Origin of the sequence: uncultured Ruminobacter sp., assembly GCA_902764345.1 — a bacterium.
GTDB lineage: Bacteria > Pseudomonadota > Gammaproteobacteria > Enterobacterales > Succinivibrionaceae > Ruminobacter.
Genome location: CACWVT010000004.1, coordinates 24,681 through 44,517 on the forward strand (window position 1 = coordinate 24,681; position 19,837 = coordinate 44,517).

Sequence of the window (19,837 nt, forward strand, 5' to 3'; positions counted from 1 at the left end):
AAAATCAGATCCGGGGATAAAGTCCCCGGATCGAGAGTGATACATTCACGGATTACGCTATTGTATCAAAAAATCAGATCCGTATCTAAAAAATAAGACATACGCGAACGGTTGAAAACACGACGGCCGTTTCTGTCGCCGAGTCCTACGGTGTCTTTATATATTGTATTTTTCGGGATAAATAAAATATAATACGTACCCGTACCATGGGGCATACGGTAATTTATGTCTGGAAGCTTACGTGTAAGACACCGCTTTGCATGCCGGTGCCACAGCCGTCAGACAGGATTCCCCGAGATGGAAAAGGGGCAGATGTCCCCGATGAATTACTTACTAATTTACTTAATAAGAGCTCTGATTTAATCATGTCTACTATTCTTGAACAATACAATCCGCATGACCTTGAACCTAAAGTTCAGGAAAATTGGGAAAAAAACAATACCTTCAAGGCTGTGGAAAACAGCAACAAGGAAAAATTCTACTGCCTGTCAATGTTCCCGTATCCATCAGGAAAACTGCACATGGGGCACGTACGTAACTACACCATCGGTGACGTTATCGCCCGCTACCAGAGACTCAACGGCAAGGAAGTAATGCAGCCAATCGGCTGGGACTCTTTCGGTCTTCCTGCCGAAAACGCCGCAATCAACAACAAGACCGCTCCGGCAAAATGGACCTACAGCAACATCGACTACATGAAGGGTCAGCTCAAGATGCTTGGTCTCTCATTTGACTGGAGCCGTGAAATAGCCACCTGCAAGCCTGAATACTACAAGTGGGAACAGTGGTTCTTCACCGAACTCTACAAGAAGGGTATCGTCTACAAGAAAACCTCTACCGTAAACTGGTGTCCGGTTGACCAGACCGTTCTGGCAAACGAACAGGTTCAGGACGGCAAGTGCTGGAGATGTGACGCTCCGGTTCAGATCAAGGAAATCCCGCAGTGGTTCCTCAAAATCACCGACTATGCCGAAGAACTTCTCAGCGGTCTCGACACTCTCGAAGGCTGGCCTGACACCGTTAAGGCAATGCAGCGCAACTGGATCGGCCGCTCTGAAGGTCTGACCATCACCTTCAACGTAAAGGACAGCGATGCCAAACTTGATGTTTACACCACCCGTCCTGACACCTTCATGGGTGTAACCTATGTGGCCATTGCCGCCGCTCACCCTCTGGCAAAGAAGGCAGCCGAAAGCAATGCCGAACTCGCCGCATTCATCGAAGAATGCCGTAATCTCAAAGTTGCCGAAGCAGACATTGCCACCATGGAAAAGAAGGGCATGGCTACCGGTCTCTATGCGATTCATCCGCTCAACGGCCGCACCGTACCTATCATGGTTGCAAACTTCGTACTCATGGACTACGGTACCGGTGCCGTAATGTCAGTACCTGCACATGACCAGAGAGACTTTGAATTCGCCAAAAAGTACGGTCTCGACATAATCCAGGTAATCAGACCGGCAGACGGTTCTGAAGTAAGCGTTGCCGAATGCGCATACACCGAAAAGGGCCTTACCGTAAACAGCGGCAAGTTCGACAATCTGAACTTCCAGCAGGCATTTGACGCCATTGCCGCAGAGCTCGAAAAGAACAATCAGGGTCACCGCACCGTTAACTACAGATTAAGAGACTGGGGTGTTTCACGCCAGCGCTACTGGGGCGCACCTATTCCAATGATCTACATGCCTGACGGTTCAGTTCGCCCTGCAGAAGAATTCCCTGTACGCTTACCTGAAAACGTGGTTATGGACGGCGTTCAGAGCCCTATCAAGAGCAATCCGTTATGGGCTCAGACCAAAGTAGACGGTGTTGACGCCCTGCGCGATACCGACACCTTCGATACCTTCATGGAATCATCATGGTACTACGCAAGATACTGCTGCCCTGACTATCAGGACGGCATGCTCGATCCTACAAAGACCGGTTTCTGGCTCCCTGTAGATCAGTACATCGGCGGTATTGAACATGCGTGCATGCATCTTCTCTACGCCCGCTTCTTCCACAAGCTTCTCCGTGACGCCGGCCTCGTTAAGGGTGACGAACCGTTCACCAGACTGCTGTGTCAGGGTATGGTTCTGGCAGACGCCTTCTACTATGTCGGACCTAACGGCAACAAGGTTTGGGTAAGTCCTCTTGACGCCATCTGCACCCGTGATGAAAAGGGCAACATCAAGACTGCTGTTGATAAGGAAGGACACGAACTTGTTCACGCAGGCATGACCAAGATGAGTAAGTCAAAGAATAACGGTATTGACCCTCAGCGCATGGTTGAGCAGTATGGTGCAGACACCATCAGACTTTTCATGATGTTTGCCTCACCTGCAGAACTCACCCTTGAATGGCAGGAATCAGGCGTTGAAGGCGCAAAGCGCTTCATCGGCCGTTTCTGGAACAACGTAGTGGCTCTGGCTCAGAAGGCTCGTCCTGCGTCATACAATCCTTCAGAACTCGGTTCAGAAGAAAAGAGCATTCGCCGTGACCTTCACAGAACCATCCAGAAGGTTACCGATGACATCGGCCGCCGCCAGACCTTTAACACTGCCATTGCAGCCATCATGGAACTTCTCAATAAGGCAGCCAAGGTCGACACTTCAACCGAAAACGGACTCGGTCTTGCGTATGAAATCTATGATGCGGTTGTGGTTCTCCTCTACCCTATCATTCCTCATGCATGTTTCAGACTCTATGAAATTCTCGGTCACGAAGGCAGCATTGACGAAGCTTCATGGCCTAAGGTCTGTGAAGACGCTCTTGTTGAAGACGAAAAGCTTATCGTCGTACAGGTTAACGGCAAGGTACGTTCACGTCTGACCGTAGCTGCCGATGCTTCAGAAGATGACATCAAGGCCAAGGCTCTTGCTGACGAAGCCGTTACGAAGTTCACAGACGGCAAGGAAATCAGGAAAGTCATCTACATCAAGGGCAAACTGCTGAACATCGTTGCGGCATAACAGCCGTTCCGACGGGGAGCCGTTCCGACTCCCCGTGAATTCAGCATGAATTCAGGTGAAAGCAGGTGACGGACAATACATATCGGAGACTCCGGCATGAAAATTTACCTCATCTGCTTTAAAATACCCGAAGCGGTATGAATCAAAGACCTTAAACATACGGGAATCCCCGGTCATAACCCGGTACCATCCCCATATGTTTAAGGTTTTAGCATATTATGGAAATACGGGACACGGACACTGTCATGGCACGGATTTCAGAAAGAACATTAAAGGGCACGGTCATTACTATGAAGAGATTATGCGGAATACTCCCTCTCATCCCCCTCTCGCTTCTCTGCGGTTGCGGTTTTCACCTCGCAGGCTCAGAAGACATCTCCAACAGCTTCAGTGACATTATTCTTGTAGGCAACAATAACGACATTCTCTACAAGAACCTGAAAAAGGAACTGCTTTTGGAAGGCTTCAGCGTCACTCAGGGAACCTCAGATCTCGCAGCCCAAATTAACGGAGACACTCCCGTCCTAAGCTGCAGCGATCTCAGGAACGAAAGCAAAGCCCTGTCTGTGTCAAGCGACTCTCAGGAAATGGAATATGCCTACAAAAACCAGATTAGCTGTACCTTCTTCGTAAAGGGCTATGAACCGTATGTCATAAATTCCTCTCTTGACCGCTCCTTCCTCAATAAATCGGGAGCCACGCTGAGCCAGCTTACGGAGGAAGAGACAATCCGTCAGGAAGTTGTTGAAATCTTCACCGGACAGATAATCTTCAGAATAAAGCATGCGGTGCTGAAGCCTTCAGTGAAAACCGGAGAGACTGAGTCAGCGGCGGAAGATGAAAAGATAACCGTGGTTTTCAACGGCACCGGCGGTACAACCGAGGAGGAAAAGACCGAGGTGATTGAAATCGAAGGAGCCGACGAACTGAAGGCTCTGGAACAGGAAAGAAACGTCGAAATAAATTCCGACCGGTAACGGACCGCAACTGCCATGAAAATAAACTCCAATGAACTTGAAGGCAAACTCAAACAGCAGATTGAAGGCGTATACATCTTCAGCGGCAACGAACCGTTCTGGCTGGACGAAGCCACTTCCACCGTGCAGAATTATGCCGCAAAGGCCGGCTTCGGCAGGGACAACACGTATTCATTCTCAGATGATGAACTGAAAACTGATGAGCTGATTGAGGCCATGACCAGTCCGGGGCTCTTTGCCGACCGCGTACTCGTCAAACTTAAGATAAAAGATCTCAAGGTAAAGGGAAAAAAGCTTCTCGAAATCTGCTCGGAATGCATTAATCCAAGCCTGCTGCTGATTATTCAGATACCGAGACTTACACTTGCCGAGCTCAACAAGAACAAGCCGCTTAACTTTCTGGCAGATCACGGCATCATTTCCATATTCTACGATCCCGATCAGCGTCTCATTACGGATTTTCTGCGCCGGCGTGCGGCCTCGCTCGGCCTTAACCTAAACCAGGGGGCTCTTGCCATTTTATACAGTGCCTACGAAGGCAACGTGGAGGGCATGGTTCAGATTCTGCAGAAAATGGAACTCTGCGGCATTAAGGGGACTGTGACCGAAGATCTCATAAGAACCCACATTTCCGCAGACAACCACTTTTCCGCATTCGACTACATTGAAGCCCTGATAGATCCGCGTGTTACCGTGGAACGCAGACTGCAGATAATGGAGGTACTGCTCGAAAACGGCATTACCGCCATGGATCTTGTTACCAGAACCGGAACTGCTCTTAGCACCCTGCATGAAATGAGAACGATACTGGATACCGTCGGTAACCTCGACGGATACTTTGCCGGACACCGTCTGCTGAAGGGCTACACGGCCAAAAGACCAATGTACCTTAACGGGGCCAGAAACACGGATCTGAGAGAACTTCACCACCTTATAGATCTGCTGACAAAGGCTGATTTCATGGCTCGAAGCTTCAGGGATGAGGAGGCTGTAATGATTCTTAAGGAAATAGCAGCCACACTGAGCAGAAAAACGCTGAGGTTGTATCCTGATGATTAAAAAAGGTATTCTGGGAGGATCCTTTGATCCTGTTCATGCAGGACATATCGGCATGGCGCTCACTGCTCTTCAGGAGCTCGAGCTTGATGAGGTGATTCTTCAGCCGAACAGAATCCCCTACTACAAGAAGCAGGCCGAGGTATCTGACGCTGACCGTCTAGAGATGCTCAGAATCGCCGTGGCGGAAACCGGCAGAAAGGAACTTTTGGCAAGTGATTTCGAGTTAAGGGAGAAGGAATACCTCTCCACGTCAGAGGTACTTCTGCGTCTGAGAAAAAACGAACCGGAAACGGCACTGGTCTTTATAATGGGCATGGATTCATGGCTTTACTTCCATAAATGGCGTAACTACAAAACCGTTCTTGAAACGGCCAACATTGCCGTTTTCAACAGACCGGGACACGTGCTGAAGCAGGAGGATCTGCCTGAAGAGCTTGCGGAACTCCATAGCCGCCATCTCATAACCGATCACTCCGTGATTAACAGATCCGGAGGTCTGTATTTCATCGAAAGCAGGCCTTTTGACATAAGCTCCACCACACTCAGAAATCTCCTTAGGGAAGGAGGTTCCGGAGCGGAGGAATACATGTCGGCGGGAGTTCTGAAATACATCATGGAGCACGGACTTTACGGTAACCGTCTCTGACCTGCTGTCCTGACTTTCCTGTTTTTTACCGGAATTCATGCGGAAAAATTCAGTATCAGCGACACCATTCGCTCCCGGAAACGGTTCTCCCGGATGAAGCCTTTTGATTCTTAAATCATGCTTTCAGAAAAATTTTAAAAAACACGGTTTCTCTTTCATAAATCTTTTTGCATTGCGATAAAATTACATTAAAATCATAGGAAAATATTTCCGTCATGCGGACCCGGATGATACATTCACATTCACCGATTCCGTATGTTTCAGGGAACGGAAAATCCGTACGTCATACTGCGGCACGGCACCGTTCCCCGCTATAAAACAAACTTCCGATTACCGAAAAAGGATCCGTAAATTGAAAGAACAGATCATTATTGAAAACATTACCCGTGCCATAGAAGACATTAAGGGCAGAGACATCAGCGTCATAGACGTCCGCAACAGTTCCGACGTTGCCGACTACTACATGATCTGCACCGGCACCTCTACCCGTCACACCACAGCCATTGCCGAAAAGGTAAGCGAATCCCTCCACAGGAACGGCATCAGAACCTACGGAATTGAAGGCGAGCAGAGCGGTGACTGGGTTCTTCTGGACGCAGGCTCCGTTATTCTGCACGTAATGATTCCGCAGGCGCGTGACGCATATCAGCTGGAAAAGCTCTATACTGCCTAAAATCTTACCTACCTCCATACCTACAGACCGCTGAAAAACAGAGATGAAGATTTATTTGATTGCCGTCGGCACCAAAATGCCTGCTTTCGTAAACATGGGCTTCGAGGAATACGCCAAGCGTTTCCCCCGGGAGGTTTCACTGGAACTTATTGAAATTCCCGCCGGAAAAAGAACCAAGAACTCCGATATCGAAAAGATTGTTAATCACGAAGGCGAGCTGATGCTTGCCGCCGTGCCAAAGGGAGCCATGATTGTAACCATGGATATCCCCGGTAAGATGCACAACACCCATCAGCTGGCCGAAGAACTCAACAGATGGAAGAGCGGCGGTCGTGACGTTGCTCTCCTCGTTGGCGGTCCGGAAGGCCTGTCAGACGCCTGCAAAAAGGCTGCAGAGGCCAGCTGGTCACTGTCACCTCTCACCCTTCCGCATCCAATTGTAAGAATCGTAATCGCGGAGAGTCTGTACAGAGCCTGGAGCATAACGGCCAATCACCCTTATCACCGTGAGTAGTGCGCATGAGTAATTTTTTCTACAAACCCTTCAGATTCAGGGATAATGCCGCAGAACGGAGAATATTCGTCAGAAGAATCAATTTTGCCCTGGTTATGGTTATTCTGACAATTCTGGTTCTGTGGGGAAACCTTTACTATCTGCAGGTTTTGGGATATCAGGACTACCACACCCGTTCCAACCAGAACCGCATCAAGATAGTTCCGCTGGCTCCGCCGCGCGGACTCGTGTATGACCGCAACCACTACATTCTGGCCGATAACAGACCTCTGTTCAGCCTGGAAATCATTCCGGAAAACAGTAAGAATCTGCGCGAGGACATTAACGGACTCAACGATCTGCTCAAGCTGGACCTTGAACCGGAAGACATTGACAACATCATAAAGCTGAGCAAATACAGACGTAAATTCCTGTCCACCATGATTGCCGAAAACATCAATGAGGAGCAGGTAGCCAAGTTTGCGGTAAACCAGCACCGTTTCCCGAGCGCCCACATTGAGGCGAATCTCAAGAGACACTACCCACTCGGTGAAACCATGACCCATGCATTGGGCTACGTAGCTAGAATCAATGCTGACGACATGAAGAAGCTTACCGAGGAAGGCGATTCCGAAAACTATGCAGCCACAAACGACATCGGCAAGCAGGGTGTGGAAAAATACTACGAAAACCTTCTTCACGGCGTCAGCGGATACAAGAAGGTGGAAGTTGATTCATTGGGACGCATTCAGCGTACCCTGAACCTGGTTTCTCCGAAACCGGGCAGGGATTTGACATTAAGCATAGACATCCGTCTGCAGCTCCGCGGCGAACAGCTGCTGCGCGGCAAGCGCGGAGGTCTTGTCATGCTTAATCCGAAAAACGGTGAAATATATGCCTTCGTGTCATCTCCTAGCTATGACCCTAATCCGTTCGTAAGAGGCATCAAGAACAAGGAATACAAGGCCCTACTCTCCAATCCGGACAAACCGCTCATAAACCGCGTGACTCAGGGCGGCTACGCCCCGGCCTCCACTGTTAAACCGCTGCTTGCGGTTATGGGACTGGAGGAGGATCTTATAACCCCTCATGCAAAATTCTTCGGAGCTCCGTTCTTCCAGCTGCCGGGATCCACCCACAAGTTCCGAGACTGGAGACGCTGGGGACATGGAATGATGGACATGTTCCGCGCCATAGAGATTTCCGCAGACACCTACTTCTATGACCTGGCATACAGGGCAGGCATCGATCGCATTCATGCCTATATGTCAAAGTTCGGCATGGGACAGAAATCAGGCATAGACATAATGGAGGAATCCATCGGCAATCTGCCTTCCAGAGCCTGGAAGAAGCAGCGCTATAAGCATGACTGGGTTCCGGGAGACACCATTTCCATCGGTATCGGTCAGGGATACTGGACCACCACGCTCATACAGCTGGCAAGAGCTCACGCCATTCTCACCCAGAACGGCGTCAACGTGGTGCCGCACCTTCTGAGAACAGCCCATGACCCTACGGGTTCCGATCCGGAAATAATCGTTTATCCGCGTACGGAAAAGGTTGTTCAGGTAAGGGATGATCATTTCTTTGAATATGCCCGTGAAGGCATGTGCCGCGTTATCAACGGTGCGGAAGGAACAGGACGCAAGGCCTTCGCCAACACCAAATACAAAGCCTGCGGCAAATCCGGAACAGCACAGATTGTAAGCATCAAGCAGGATGCGAAGTACAACGCCGCAGCCCTTAAGGAAACACACCGTGATAACGCACTGTTCGTGGCCTTTGCACCTAAGGAAAATCCGGAAATTCTGGTGGCCGTAATCGCCGAAAACATCGGCGGCGGCAGTAAGGAAGCCGCTCCTATAGTGCGCGCCATGATGGACGACTATTTCAAATACCAGGCCGAACCGACACCTACGGAACAGGAAATAGACGAATACGTCCGTCAGGTAAAACAGAGTTTTGCCGAAGAGAATCAGGAGGTTAAGAAATAATGAGTGAAGCCTATGACAGCTACTATGACAGCTTCAGCCGCAAGAAAACCCTGAGTGAAAGACTTCACGTGGATCTTCCTCTTCTCGGCGGTCTGATTGCCACACTGGTTCTGAGCCTCTTCGTGCTCTACAGTGCATCGGGTCAGCATTATCAGATGCTGCTCAAACAGATACTGCACACCGGTCTGAGCTTTGGCATCATGATAATCATCGCCCAGATAAACGTTAAGTTCTTTGAACGCTGGTGTCTCGTCATTTTTGTGTTCTGCCTTGTCATGCTTCTCGGTGTAACGTTTTTCGGAGAAATAAGTAAGGGAGCCAGAAGATGGCTTAACCTCGGCTTCATCCGAATACAGCCGTCCGAATTCTTCAAGATCGCCATGCCGATAACCATTGCGGCCGTTCTTGCCAAGGAATCGATTCCTCCAAGGTTCATCAGAGTCGTATGGGCAGTGATTCTCGTAGCCATTCCGTCAGCCCTGATTGCCAAGCAGCCGGACCTGGGTACAGCAATTCTCGTGGGAACCAGCGGAATAATCGCCATATTTCTTGGCGGCATCAGCTGGTGGTACATCATTTCCTGCGCCCTGCTGGCGCTGCCACTGCTGCCTCTTCTCTGGATGTACGTTCTTCATGATTACCAGAAGCAGCGCGTACTGACCTTCCTGAATCCGGAATCCGATCCTCTCGGCACGGGCTACAACATAATTCAGTCCAAAATTGCCATAGGTTCAGGCGGCGTATACGGAAAAGGCTGGCTTCACGGCACCCAGTCCCAGCTGGACTTTCTGCCGGAACACCATACTGACTTCATCTTTGCGGTATACAGCGAGGAATTCGGAATGATGGGCTTCTTTCTCCTGATGGCAATATACATGTACATCATCCTCAGATGCATCTATATTGCCAAAAAGGCTCACAGCACCTTTGAAAGAATTCTGGCAGGCACCCTGTCGCTCACATTCTTCTTTTATATCTTCGTGAACATCGGCATGGTAAGCGGTATCCTGCCGGTAGTAGGCGTGCCTCTGCCTCTCATCAGTTACGGCGGAACCTCCATGGTTACGCTCTGTGCGGGCTTCGGTCTGCTGATGTCAATCAGAACACACCGCAAGATTACGGATGAACGCTACTGACGCACACGGTTCTCCGTAACGTGAAGCACTTTTATGAAAAAACCGTTCCGTGATGTTTTCAAATTCATACCGGAACGGTTTTATGTTTAGAATGCCTGTGAAACCAGGCATGGATTCTCCCCGCCGCTCCGAAGACGATCGTTACTAAAATTCCGCACCGACCGTAAGAAGCGACATATGAAAAATCGTCAGCAACTATCTGCACTTTCTGTAGTCATCAATCCATGAATGGTACAGTGTTCCCGTGTAATTCAGGTTACGGGAATAGTTCCAAACTTCCTTTTTCTCATTCTCTGAAAGTCTTTCCCTCTCCCTAATGAGACATCTCGAACGGTTTCTGCAGCGATCCCTTTCGGAACGGTCATCATTGTCGGATGCTCTGTCCTCACAGCGTCTCGCCTCATCAATCATGCGATCGATTTCCCTGTAGGCCCTGTCCACGTCCTCAAACATTTTTTCGGCATCGGCAGCGGCTTCAATGGCGGCAGGATACGGCATTCCGTCAATGAATCGGGAATAGTCGGTACGTCTGAATTTTCCCTCATATCCGTTGCTCTTCACGTAATTGCAGTAGTTATCAAGATTAGCCCTGTTAAGCATCAGATAATCCCTGTCTGCCATGAGCTGTGAATGAAGTGCTCCAAGACGGAAATCTGAAACATAATCATTAAGACTTGTAAGATATTCGTCGGTCTGATACAGCGGCCGGCATTCATTGTAAACATTTACGCCGTTTGTATAATATTTTTTGAAATTATGGTAGTTTGACGAAATGGTACAGATATCGGAAACCTCCTGATTTTCCATACCGAGCTGATAGGCCCTGTCATTGGTACAGAATACATCCGCCCCCTGTCTCCGTCCGGAATCATAGGCACTTCTGTTAACGTTAACGTATCTGGAGCATGCGTCCACATACTCATTGAACCTTGATGAAGGCCTGCCGTTCACGCCGTCGTCATAGCCCACCTGTGACCAGTCGGCATTGTAGCATTCCTCTTCTGACATAACGGCACAGCCGGAAACTGCAGCGGCAATTACAAGCGTCGCCGCACTGAATAATAATCTACCCATGTATGTACATCCACTTATGAAACCAATCAAATCAGCGTCAGCGTTTAAAGCCCCTCTGTTCCTTAACGCAATGCGCCGTCACCGAGCCCGCAAAACCATGACTGAAACTGTTCCGGTGGCGGCAATGATCGTACATTAACAATAACCGCATTTAAATAAAAACGCTTCACGGACTAATCGTTTTTTTGACATAAAAACAGGCTTTCACGGTTATTTCTAATCAATGTCGCAAAAAAGACCCGAAACCGGCACCGAACCGAGAATGAGAAAACAGATCCTGACAGTTGCGAACGTTACGGAACGAAAAGACTCCGGCACTGCACGAAAACAGATGCCGGAGTCTTCATGATCACAGCGGATTAAAATTTATGAATCGAAGAAGTGTCTGCCGTCTTCAGTCACAAGCCTTTCAGTCTTAGGATACTCGAAAATGTCGGCGTTATCGGCATTTGCTTCAAGATATTCAACAAACTCGGCAGCGTACCACTTGGCCATTCCCAGATCGTGCATGAGACAGTATCCGCAGTTTTCAGGAGCGGTACCTGGTACGGTCTGTGCGTCGGCCACGGCCCTGAATGCACTCAGCATCAGATCATAAAGCTCGGCGGAAGCCCTGTTCCCCTTGAGAATGAGATAGAAGCCGGTAAGACAGCCCATAGGTCCCCAGTAAACAACCTCATCCTTCCATTCCGGATTGTTGCGGAGATAGGTGGCAATAATGTGTTCAAGAGAATGCATTGCCGCAACATTGATAACCGGTTCCCTGTTTGGTCTCTTGAGTCTGATGTCGTATGTGGTGACAGAATAGTCGCCAAGATGATCGACCCTGCTGGTAAAAATACCGGGCACAATGCGGTTATGATCAACTGAAAAACTCCGGATTAATTCCATATACTTTTCTGCTCCTGTTTCAAGTTATGTTTTTCTGCCACTATCTTATCATAAAACACGCCTATGAACGAGCTCCGAATAATATCGCCCACTGGTTTTTCACCTGTCGGAACATTACGGAAGAGTGACTTTGAAAAACTCAACGTTCACGCATCCGCAAGGTTATATGAACAGGGTTGCCGCATCACGCACAGTCATCAAGAAAATACTTTTTGGCAGGTCGTGAACATATCTGCCCGAAGTTTAATATTTTGTGAATTTTGCGATTATAGTAACACGGTAATTATGTTATATTAGGCAACCGTAAATAAGGTACTTAGGCGACTGGAACAGTTTTACGGCCGCTCTGCGACACATACGGCCACCCGGGCAAAAGGATGGCGTTTTTTATTCATTTTAAATATGAAAACGTGAAACAAATGAGCCGCCAGTCGGTCTCAATAAGTACGTACTCCTGAACTGTAACGGACTTTTTCCGGAGGTGCAGGACAAGCAATCAGAATGAGGAGAGTTATTTTGAACAGATTATCCGCCCTTCTAATCGGCACATTAATCAGTGCCATGGGCATCAGCCTCAGTGCCGAAGCCGCCACGGGCTCCCATACGGCGTACGGTGTGGAACAGCATCACCATGGCAAAAAGCCGCAAAGCATCAAATCACACATTCCGCCAAAGGATGATGCTCTCCTGAAAAAACTTGCAAATGATACTGGCGGAATCACCTACGATGAACTTAGAACCGCCTATCTGCAGGCAGAAAAGAAACAGTCCATCATTGACGCGATGAACAGACCGGGAGAAGCCAAACCCTGGTACCAGTACCGCAAAATTTTCATTGTACCGAAAAGAATCAACGAAGGCCGTGAATTCCTGAAGACCAACAGAGCAATCTTCAAAAAGGCTGAAAACACCTACCATGTGGAACCGGAAATAGTGGCCGCCATCATCGGCGTTGAAACCTACTACGGAGCAAACATGGGCAACTACAGAGTTCTGGATGCCCTTTATACCCTGGGCTTCCATTATCCAAAGAGAGCCGAATATTTCAGCAGGGAATTTGCGAACTACGTAAAGCTGGCAAAGCAGCAGGGCTGGAAACACAATGATATCAAAGGCTCTTACGCCGGAGCCATGGGCATGGGACAGTTCATGCCATGGAGCTACATGAAATGGGCCGTTGACTTCAACGCAGACGGTCACAAGAATCTCTTCCGTGACAGATATGACGCCATCGGCAGCGTGGCAAACTACTTCCACGAGCACGAGTGGAAGCACGGCGAACCGGTAACATCAAAGGTAAAGGTAACATCTCCGGCGAAAGTCGAAGCGCTTCTTTCTGGAGACACCAAGCCTAACACTACCGTGGGCGAACTCAGAAAGAAAGGCGTAATCATTTCCGAACGTTACGGAAATGCCGTAAAGTGCCGCCTGTTCAGATTCCAAACTGAAAACGGATGGGATTACTACATCGGCTTCCATAACTTCTACGTAATTACGAGATACAATAAGAGTCCGCTGTACGCCATGGCCGTCTATGATCTCAGCCGTGAAATTACTAAGCCGGCAGCCGCACCGCAGAAAAAGCCGGTTAAGAAGCCTGACAGCCGCAAAAAGGACAAAGTTCACCCTAAACACAGATAATTCCGCCTCCGGGAGAACCGCATGAACAAATTTTTATCATCCATGACATCAGTCTGCTTCGGTGCAGGCCTGCTTCTGCAGGGTTGCGTCACCGTCAGTGAGAACCCTTCCGTGGAAGACGGTGGCAACCCGGCCGTCACAACAGGAGCCAACACCTCCGGTGCATATTACGGCACAGGCCCGAACAACAGCCGTCCGGCACCGCAGACCCGTCCGGTGGATCTTACCAATGTCACCGGAGCCAAGCTCACTTCTGAAAAATACAGCGTCAGGGGCAACAAGGACTATGTCGTTCTCGGTCAGAAATATAAGGTATGGCGCGACGTGGACAGCTATTACGAGGAAGGTACCGCTTCCTGGTACGGTCCGGGATTTCACGGACAGAACACGTCGAACGGTGAACCTTACAATATGAACGGCTATACCGCCGCTCACAAGAACCTGCCTCTCCCGAGCTTCCTTAAGGTTACGAATCTGGAAAACGGCAAGGCCGTCATAGTAAGGGTTAACGACCGCGGACCGTTCCACGGCAACAGAATACTGGATCTTTCCAAAGGTGCAGCCTCCAAGATAGGCGTAATCGGTCCCGGCACAGCCCGCGTCAGCGTGGAACTCATCAAGACAGTGCCAAACGATGAACAGACCAGCATGAATCTGCTCAACGGATACAAGCCTTATATTCAGATTTTCAGCACCATGGATTATAATAAGGCGGAAAACATAAAAAACAGTCTGGCGAAAGAAACCGGAAAGCCGGTATTCATTCAGAACTACCAGCAGGCATACAGAATAAAGGTCGGTCCTCTCAAACAGGAAGAAGCCGCATCGACCCTGTCAAAAATAAAGCAGTGCGGATATTCCGGAGCCTTCTTTACGGCAGACTGATAAAAAATTAATGAAAGGAACAGAAAACAAATGTTATCCAAGATAATATCAACTTTTATTGCATCCGTGTTACTTACCGGTTCGGCAATCGCCATGGCAGATGCCACGGTTAACGTGCCTGAATCAAGCGTCCTTCCTCCTCCGGCTCCGAGCGAGCACATTCCGGAACCGCCTTCACCTAACGTCCGCGCCTATCTTCTCATGGACTACGCTTCAGGCCGCGTGCTTTTCGGGAAAGCTTACGAGGATCAGATTGATCCTGCATCCCTCACCAAAATGATGACCTCATACGTAATCGGACAGGAAATCAGACTCGGCAGACTTCACCTTGACGACAAGGTTACCATCAGTGAAAACGCCTGGAGCAAAAATTACTCAGACTCATCAAAAATGTTCATTGAAGTTGGCAAGGAAGTTCCGGTCGAACTTCTCAACAAGGGCATCATCATAGCTTCCGGCAACGACGCCTGCATAGCAATGGCAGAACACATTGCAGGTTCCGAAAGCTCCTTTGCCTCACTTATGAACGAATGGGCTAAGAGAATCGGTCTCAAGGGCACTCATTTCGTGAACAGTCACGGTCTCTATGACGAAAACCACTACTCCACAGCCTACGACATGGCTCTGCTGGGCCGTGCGCTCATCAGGGATCTTCCTGAGGAATACGCCATCTATTCCGAAAAGGAATTCTCCTTCAACGGCATCAAACAGATGAACAGAAACAAGCTGCTGTGGGACACCACCATTAACGCCGACGGCATCAAGACAGGTCACCTCAGTCAGGTAGGCTACAACCTTGTGGCATCAGCAGTACATCCTACCAATGGCATGAGACTGATTTCCGTTATCATCGGTGACGTCAGCGAAAAGGAACGTGCTGCCCATTCAAAGGAACTTCTGCGTTACGGTATGCGCTTCTATGAACCATACACAGCATTCAAGCAGGGACAGGTTCTTGCGACCAAGGAAGTACGTCTCGGTGACAAGGATACCCTAAGCATCGGTACTGCTTCCGACGTAAGTCTGGTTGTACCGGTAAACTCAGTAAACCGCATGAAAGCCGAATACTCGCTTGATCAGAAAAACCTGGTAGCCCCTATCCAGAAGGGAACCAAGATCGGCGTGCTGAACCTTTCACTTGACGGAAAGGTTATCTATAAAACCAATCTGGTGGCTCTTGATGAAATCAAGGAAGGCGGATTCGCATCCAGAACCTGGGACCACGTAGTGATATTTTTTAAGGATTTATTCTAATGACCGAAAATACCAATGCTCCGGAAAAGGAAGAACCAAAGCTTGAGGAACTCATTGAGTTTCCGGCAAAGCTGACCTTCAAGTTCATCGGCAACAACAATGATGCCGTGGAAAAGATCATCTCCGCATTCTTTGCTGATAAGCTGACTCTTGCCTGCGACATCAGCGCCGGCCGCAAGAGCCGTACCGGCAAGTACATCACCTTCAACGTTACCACCACCGTTAACGACAAGGAAATCCTCTACAGGATCTACAAGGAAGGTGCTGAACTCCCGCACATTCAGCATGTGCTATAATGTCGGCTAAGGAAACGGCCACACCATCCCGGTACAGTGGCCGTTAAATACGGAATTCAGGTAATATGCGTCAGAACTCATTTTCAATCGAATACGGAACCTTCCTTAGGAAGGTTTTTTACGTATTCGCCATTTTTGTGCTTCTGATGCTTGTTCTGACATGCATCATGATGAGTGACATCTCGCGCATGTCCGCCTATACATACAACTCCATTGAAAAAATCCCGCACAACCGTACAGGTCTGCTGCTGGGCACCTCAAAATTCGTATCCCGCAACAAGATCAACCAATACTATCTGAACCGCATCAACGCTGCGGTGGAACTCTATCTGAGCGGCAAGATCGACTATATCGTGGTATCCGGAGACAATGCCCTCAAATCCTATAATGAACCGCGCACCATGCGTAAGGATCTGATTAAGATGGGAGTTCCCCCTGATCACATATATCTGGATTACGCAGGATTCAGAACCCTTGACAGCGTAGTCAGAATAAAACACATCTTCAAGCAGGACAGCGTAACCATCATAAGTCAGGACTTTCATAACGAAAGAGCCATATACATAGCAAGGCATAACGGCATCAATGCCATTGCGTTCAATGCACACGTACCGAGACAGGACTTTTTCGTGTCAAACGTCAGGGAATTCTTTGCCAGATTAAAGTGCATTCTCGACGTATACCTCTTTAACAGCAAGCCAAAGTTTCTGGGAGATTCGATTGAAATCGGCGGTGAAAACATTTCACCGAAACATGCCCAGCTCCATGAGAGCACTACGGACAGAAACCATGAAGCTGCTGAAAACGGCAAAAATCAGCATAATGACGTCGTCTCCGAAGAAGCTGATAAACCTTCGGAGCCGCAAACGGAATAGCATCGGACCGGGACTGAGTCCCCTAAACGAAAAACGTACCGTGGCTTCCCTGCTGCAGGGACTTAATGCACCGGTTAGGCGATTCCTCTAACCGTTATGTACGTTACGGCCATTACCAGTCATCTTCTTTTGCAGAAGCCGTAAAATACCTGTTGAGAGAACAGTCCGAACTATTTAAAATACCCTGCAGTGGACTTATGCATATTCCCTCTCTGTCGCAAAACTTTCAGATACTGAGATTCAGACTCACGGAATCATGTCCTGGTTTTTACAACAAATACAAACATAGGATTTATCATGTACAGCTGGAAAGATTGTATATTTCTGACCAAAGACGGTCAGGCTCATTTCTGTTTAAAAAACCTTACCCTGGACGATCACTGTTTCTGCACCGTCATAGGACAGAACGGCAGCGGTAAAAGTCTTTTTGCGAGAGCCGTCTGCAATGAACTCAAGCTTTCAAGCGGTACGGTGCCGGAATCAGTAAAGGTTGCCAACATCTCCTTTGAAAAGCAGCTGGAGTTCATTGAGGAGGATTTCAACAGACGCAACAGCGATACCGAGAGTGACCTTATCGGCTACACACCGATGGAAATGTTTCTTAAGGTTAACGAAGACAAGAGAGTCATCAGCAGACTGTGCGAATCACTTCATTTCAGCTATGCCCTAAACCGCTCATACCACAAGCTTTCAAGCGGTGAAGGCAGAAAAACCCTAATCATTGAAGCACTGCTCAAGGAACCGGACCTGATTGTTCTGGACTCACCTTTTGACGGACTTGACGTAAAGACCAGAGAGGATCTGCAGCAGATGCTGATCGATGTCTACAATCAGGGCAAGTCAATCATTGTTACAGTGAACCGCTTTGACGAAATCAATCCGGTATGTCAGAAGCTGGGGCTCATCATGGACAAGGAACTGGTCAAATTCGGTGACAAGGACGAGGTTCTCAACAACAGTGAGGTTAAGCAGCTTACCCATTATGAAAAGCTTCCGAAAATCTACAGTCTTCCCGAAGTACCTGAAGACTGTCGTGACACCATCGACCGTTCCATTCCTATTGCCGTACTTAAAGACGTAACGGTACAGTATGAAGATCACGTAATCCTCAATAAACTCAACTGGACCATAAATCCGTACGAACACTGGCAGATAAGCGGACCTAACGGCTGCGGAAAATCCACCCTGCTGTCACTCATAACCGGTGATAATCCTCAGGGGTACAGCAATGACCTTACCCTCTTCGGCATCAGAAGAGGCAGCGGAGAAACAATCTGGGACATTAAGAAGCACATCGGCTACGTAAGTCCGTCATTTCACCTTGATTACCGCGTAAGCTGCTCCGTAATCAGCGTTATTCTTTCAGGCTACTTCGATACCATCGGCATTTATGAACAGCCCGGAGACCAGAAGATAAATCTGGCCATGCAGTGGCTGAAGATTTTAGGTCTCAGGGAACAGGCGAACAGCAGTTTCAGATCACTGTCCTATGGACAGCAGCGACTGGTGCTTATCGTCAGAGCCCTGGTCAAGCAGCCGCCGCTCCTTATTCTGGATGAGCCTCTGCAGGGACTTGACGCACTCAGCCGCGAACTCGTAAGACGATTCGTTGAATTCCTGATGAAAAACGGTGAAACCCAGATTCTCTTCGTATCCCATCATGAGGAGGATGCTCCGAGAGGAATAACCCATCACCTGATTTTCAAGGACAACGGCACAAGAACATTTGACGTGGAAATCAAATAATTCGCTCACTGAAAGGACATCCTTAAACAAAGCAGGGATTCCCTGTTTTCAGGATCATATTCTGAAAAAGCCGAAGAGGAGGAATGTTGACATCATTTCTCCGTTCTAATAAAGTAGGTCGGAAGGTTTCCTCCCGGCCTTATTTTCTCCCGCCGACATTTTATGTTTTCAACAGACATGATAATCATAAAGAACGGAAGATAACCGAGAACTCCGATCAAACCGATAACCATAATTAAGGAGCACACGCCTGACGGCCCGTGTTTCGGAACATTTTCAGGATAAAACAGATGCCCAAAATATCAGTAATAATTCCTATATACAATGTCGAAGAATATCTGCCTGCCTGCCTTGATTCTCTGCTTTCACAGACATTTACGGACTGGGAAGCGGTATGCGTGGTGGACGGAAGTCCTGATAACAGCGGTGAAATACTTAAGGAATATGCACTTAAGGACTCAAGAATCAGGGCAGTTTTTCAGGAAAACCGAGGTGTTTCCGCAACACGCAATACAGGTCTCGGACTCGCAACCGGAGAATATGTATGTTATCTTGATTCCGACGATGAATATTCTCCATTCTTTCTCGAAAGGATGTATGATGCGGTAAGGGACGGCAAAGCCGACATTGCCTACTGTGAAATCGCAAGAGACAAAAAACTTCTCAGCACGGCTCCGGTGGCGCCGAATTACCATGACAACGTCTTTGAAAACTTCGTCACCAAAAAACTCGATATAAAGATATACACTCCCAACAAGATCTTTCGAAGGGACTTGATAAAGGACATCTCCTTCCCGGAAAACATTGCCATTGGCGAGGATGTGGTATACATATACAAAATCATGTACCGCACAAAAAAAATAGCGTATGTACCGGAACGACTCTATTATTACAGAGACAGAAGCGGTTCTGCCGTAAACACCTCTCTCTCAGAAAAAATCATCATGAACAACTTCATGGTGGCGGAACTCATACTGAAGGAATTTAAGGATAAGGAAATGTCCTGCCTTTCCAGAAAATACGTAAACAGAAGAATGGCCTACAGATTCTTCAAGTTCGCAGTTACCGAACCCATTCACTCAGAAAACGGCGCACGTAAGAAGGAATGGTACGTTTACACCTGGCCGCTGCTAAGGAAGTTTAAGGATGCAGGCATATATAAGCCGCAGCATCTGTCGCTTAAAAACCGCATAAGATCCTGGCTGTTCCTTAACTTTACCGGACGTCAGAAGAGTTAGACAGGACC

17 protein-coding genes are annotated in these 19,837 nt (G+C 48.4%); 15 read left to right on the top strand and 2 right to left on the bottom strand.

Features of this window, described 5'->3' with window-relative positions:
- Positions 1–374: 374 nt before the first annotated feature.
- The 8 genes from leuS (at position 375) to rodA (ending at position 9,929) form a co-directional block, all read left to right on the top strand.
- The gene (leuS, locus tag QZU58_RS01525; RefSeq protein WP_363174807.1) at positions 375–2,951 is read left to right on the top strand and encodes a leucine--tRNA ligase; all 2,577 of its coding nucleotides are present in this window, start codon (positions 375–377) and stop codon (positions 2,949–2,951) included.
- Between the two features lie 245 nt (positions 2,952–3,196).
- Positions 3,197–3,928: a hypothetical protein gene (locus QZU58_RS01530; protein ID WP_294460468.1), complete on the top strand. Its 732-nt coding sequence runs from the start codon at positions 3,197–3,199 to the stop codon at positions 3,926–3,928.
- A gap of 15 nt (positions 3,929–3,943) precedes the next feature.
- Entirely contained in the window at positions 3,944–4,987 is a 1,044-nt protein-coding gene (gene holA / locus QZU58_RS01535; protein WP_294494148.1) for a DNA polymerase III subunit delta, read from the top strand.
- Positions 4,980–5,633 (top strand): nicotinate (nicotinamide) nucleotide adenylyltransferase, encoded by a 654-nt coding sequence (gene nadD, locus QZU58_RS01540; protein WP_294494152.1) that lies wholly within the window; start codon positions 4,980–4,982, stop codon positions 5,631–5,633. Before holA ends, nadD begins: the two co-directional genes overlap by 8 nt.
- A gap of 352 nt (positions 5,634–5,985) precedes the next feature.
- Entirely contained in the window at positions 5,986–6,306 is a 321-nt protein-coding gene (gene rsfS / locus QZU58_RS01545) for a ribosome silencing factor (RefSeq protein WP_294460461.1), read from the top strand.
- A 43-nt stretch (positions 6,307–6,349) separates the two neighbouring features.
- Positions 6,350–6,820: a 23S rRNA (pseudouridine(1915)-N(3))-methyltransferase RlmH gene (gene rlmH, locus QZU58_RS01550; protein WP_294460459.1), complete on the top strand. Its 471-nt coding sequence runs from the start codon at positions 6,350–6,352 to the stop codon at positions 6,818–6,820.
- Positions 6,821–6,825: 5 nt separating this feature from the next.
- The gene (mrdA, locus tag QZU58_RS01555; protein WP_294494154.1) at positions 6,826–8,793 is read left to right on the top strand and encodes a penicillin-binding protein 2; all 1,968 of its coding nucleotides are present in this window, start codon (positions 6,826–6,828) and stop codon (positions 8,791–8,793) included.
- Entirely contained in the window at positions 8,793–9,929 is a 1,137-nt protein-coding gene (rodA, locus tag QZU58_RS01560; RefSeq protein WP_294494158.1) for a rod shape-determining protein RodA, read from the top strand. The genes mrdA and rodA overlap by 1 nt, the downstream gene beginning before the upstream one ends.
- Positions 9,930–10,124: 195 nt before the next feature.
- On the opposite strand, the gene QZU58_RS01565 is transcribed toward rodA, so the two are convergent.
- Together QZU58_RS01565 and QZU58_RS01570 are read right to left on the bottom strand one after the other, a co-directional pair.
- Positions 10,125–11,003: a DUF2799 domain-containing protein gene (locus QZU58_RS01565; RefSeq protein WP_294494161.1), complete on the bottom strand. Its 879-nt coding sequence runs from the start codon at positions 11,001–11,003 to the stop codon at positions 10,125–10,127.
- A 366-nt stretch (positions 11,004–11,369) separates the two neighbouring features.
- Positions 11,370–11,894, bottom strand: coding sequence for an S-ribosylhomocysteine lyase (locus QZU58_RS01570; protein WP_294462647.1), 525 nt, complete (start codon positions 11,892–11,894; stop codon positions 11,370–11,372).
- A gap of 516 nt (positions 11,895–12,410) precedes the next feature.
- Between QZU58_RS01570 and mltB the strand changes: the two genes are divergently transcribed.
- The 7 genes from mltB to QZU58_RS01605 all read left to right on the top strand — a co-directional run bounded on the left by mltB (position 12,411) and on the right by QZU58_RS01605 (position 19,829).
- Entirely contained in the window at positions 12,411–13,535 is a 1,125-nt protein-coding gene (gene mltB / locus QZU58_RS01575; RefSeq protein ID WP_294462649.1) for a lytic murein transglycosylase B, read from the top strand.
- A gap of 21 nt (positions 13,536–13,556) precedes the next feature.
- Entirely contained in the window at positions 13,557–14,420 is an 864-nt protein-coding gene (locus QZU58_RS01580) for a septal ring lytic transglycosylase RlpA family protein (RefSeq protein WP_294494164.1), read from the top strand.
- Between the two features lie 45 nt (positions 14,421–14,465).
- Positions 14,466–15,674 carry a D-alanyl-D-alanine carboxypeptidase family protein gene (locus tag QZU58_RS01585; protein ID WP_294462654.1) on the top strand — a complete coding sequence of 403 codons (1,209 nt, stop codon included), beginning with the start codon at positions 14,466–14,468 and terminating at the stop codon, positions 15,672–15,674.
- Entirely contained in the window at positions 15,674–15,970 is a 297-nt protein-coding gene (locus tag QZU58_RS01590) for a DUF493 domain-containing protein (RefSeq protein ID WP_294462652.1), read from the top strand. Before QZU58_RS01585 ends, QZU58_RS01590 begins: the two co-directional genes overlap by 1 nt.
- A 65-nt stretch (positions 15,971–16,035) precedes the next feature.
- Positions 16,036–16,845: an ElyC/SanA/YdcF family protein gene (locus QZU58_RS01595; protein WP_294494167.1), complete on the top strand. Its 810-nt coding sequence runs from the start codon at positions 16,036–16,038 to the stop codon at positions 16,843–16,845.
- 297 nt (positions 16,846–17,142) lie between these two features.
- Positions 17,143–18,591, top strand: coding sequence for a molybdate ABC transporter ATP-binding protein ModF (gene modF, locus QZU58_RS01600; RefSeq protein WP_294494171.1), 1,449 nt, complete (start codon positions 17,143–17,145; stop codon positions 18,589–18,591).
- 290 nt (positions 18,592–18,881) lie between these two features.
- Entirely contained in the window at positions 18,882–19,829 is a 948-nt protein-coding gene (locus tag QZU58_RS01605; protein ID WP_294494174.1) for a glycosyltransferase, read from the top strand.
- The last annotated feature ends 8 nt before the right edge of the window (positions 19,830–19,837 follow it).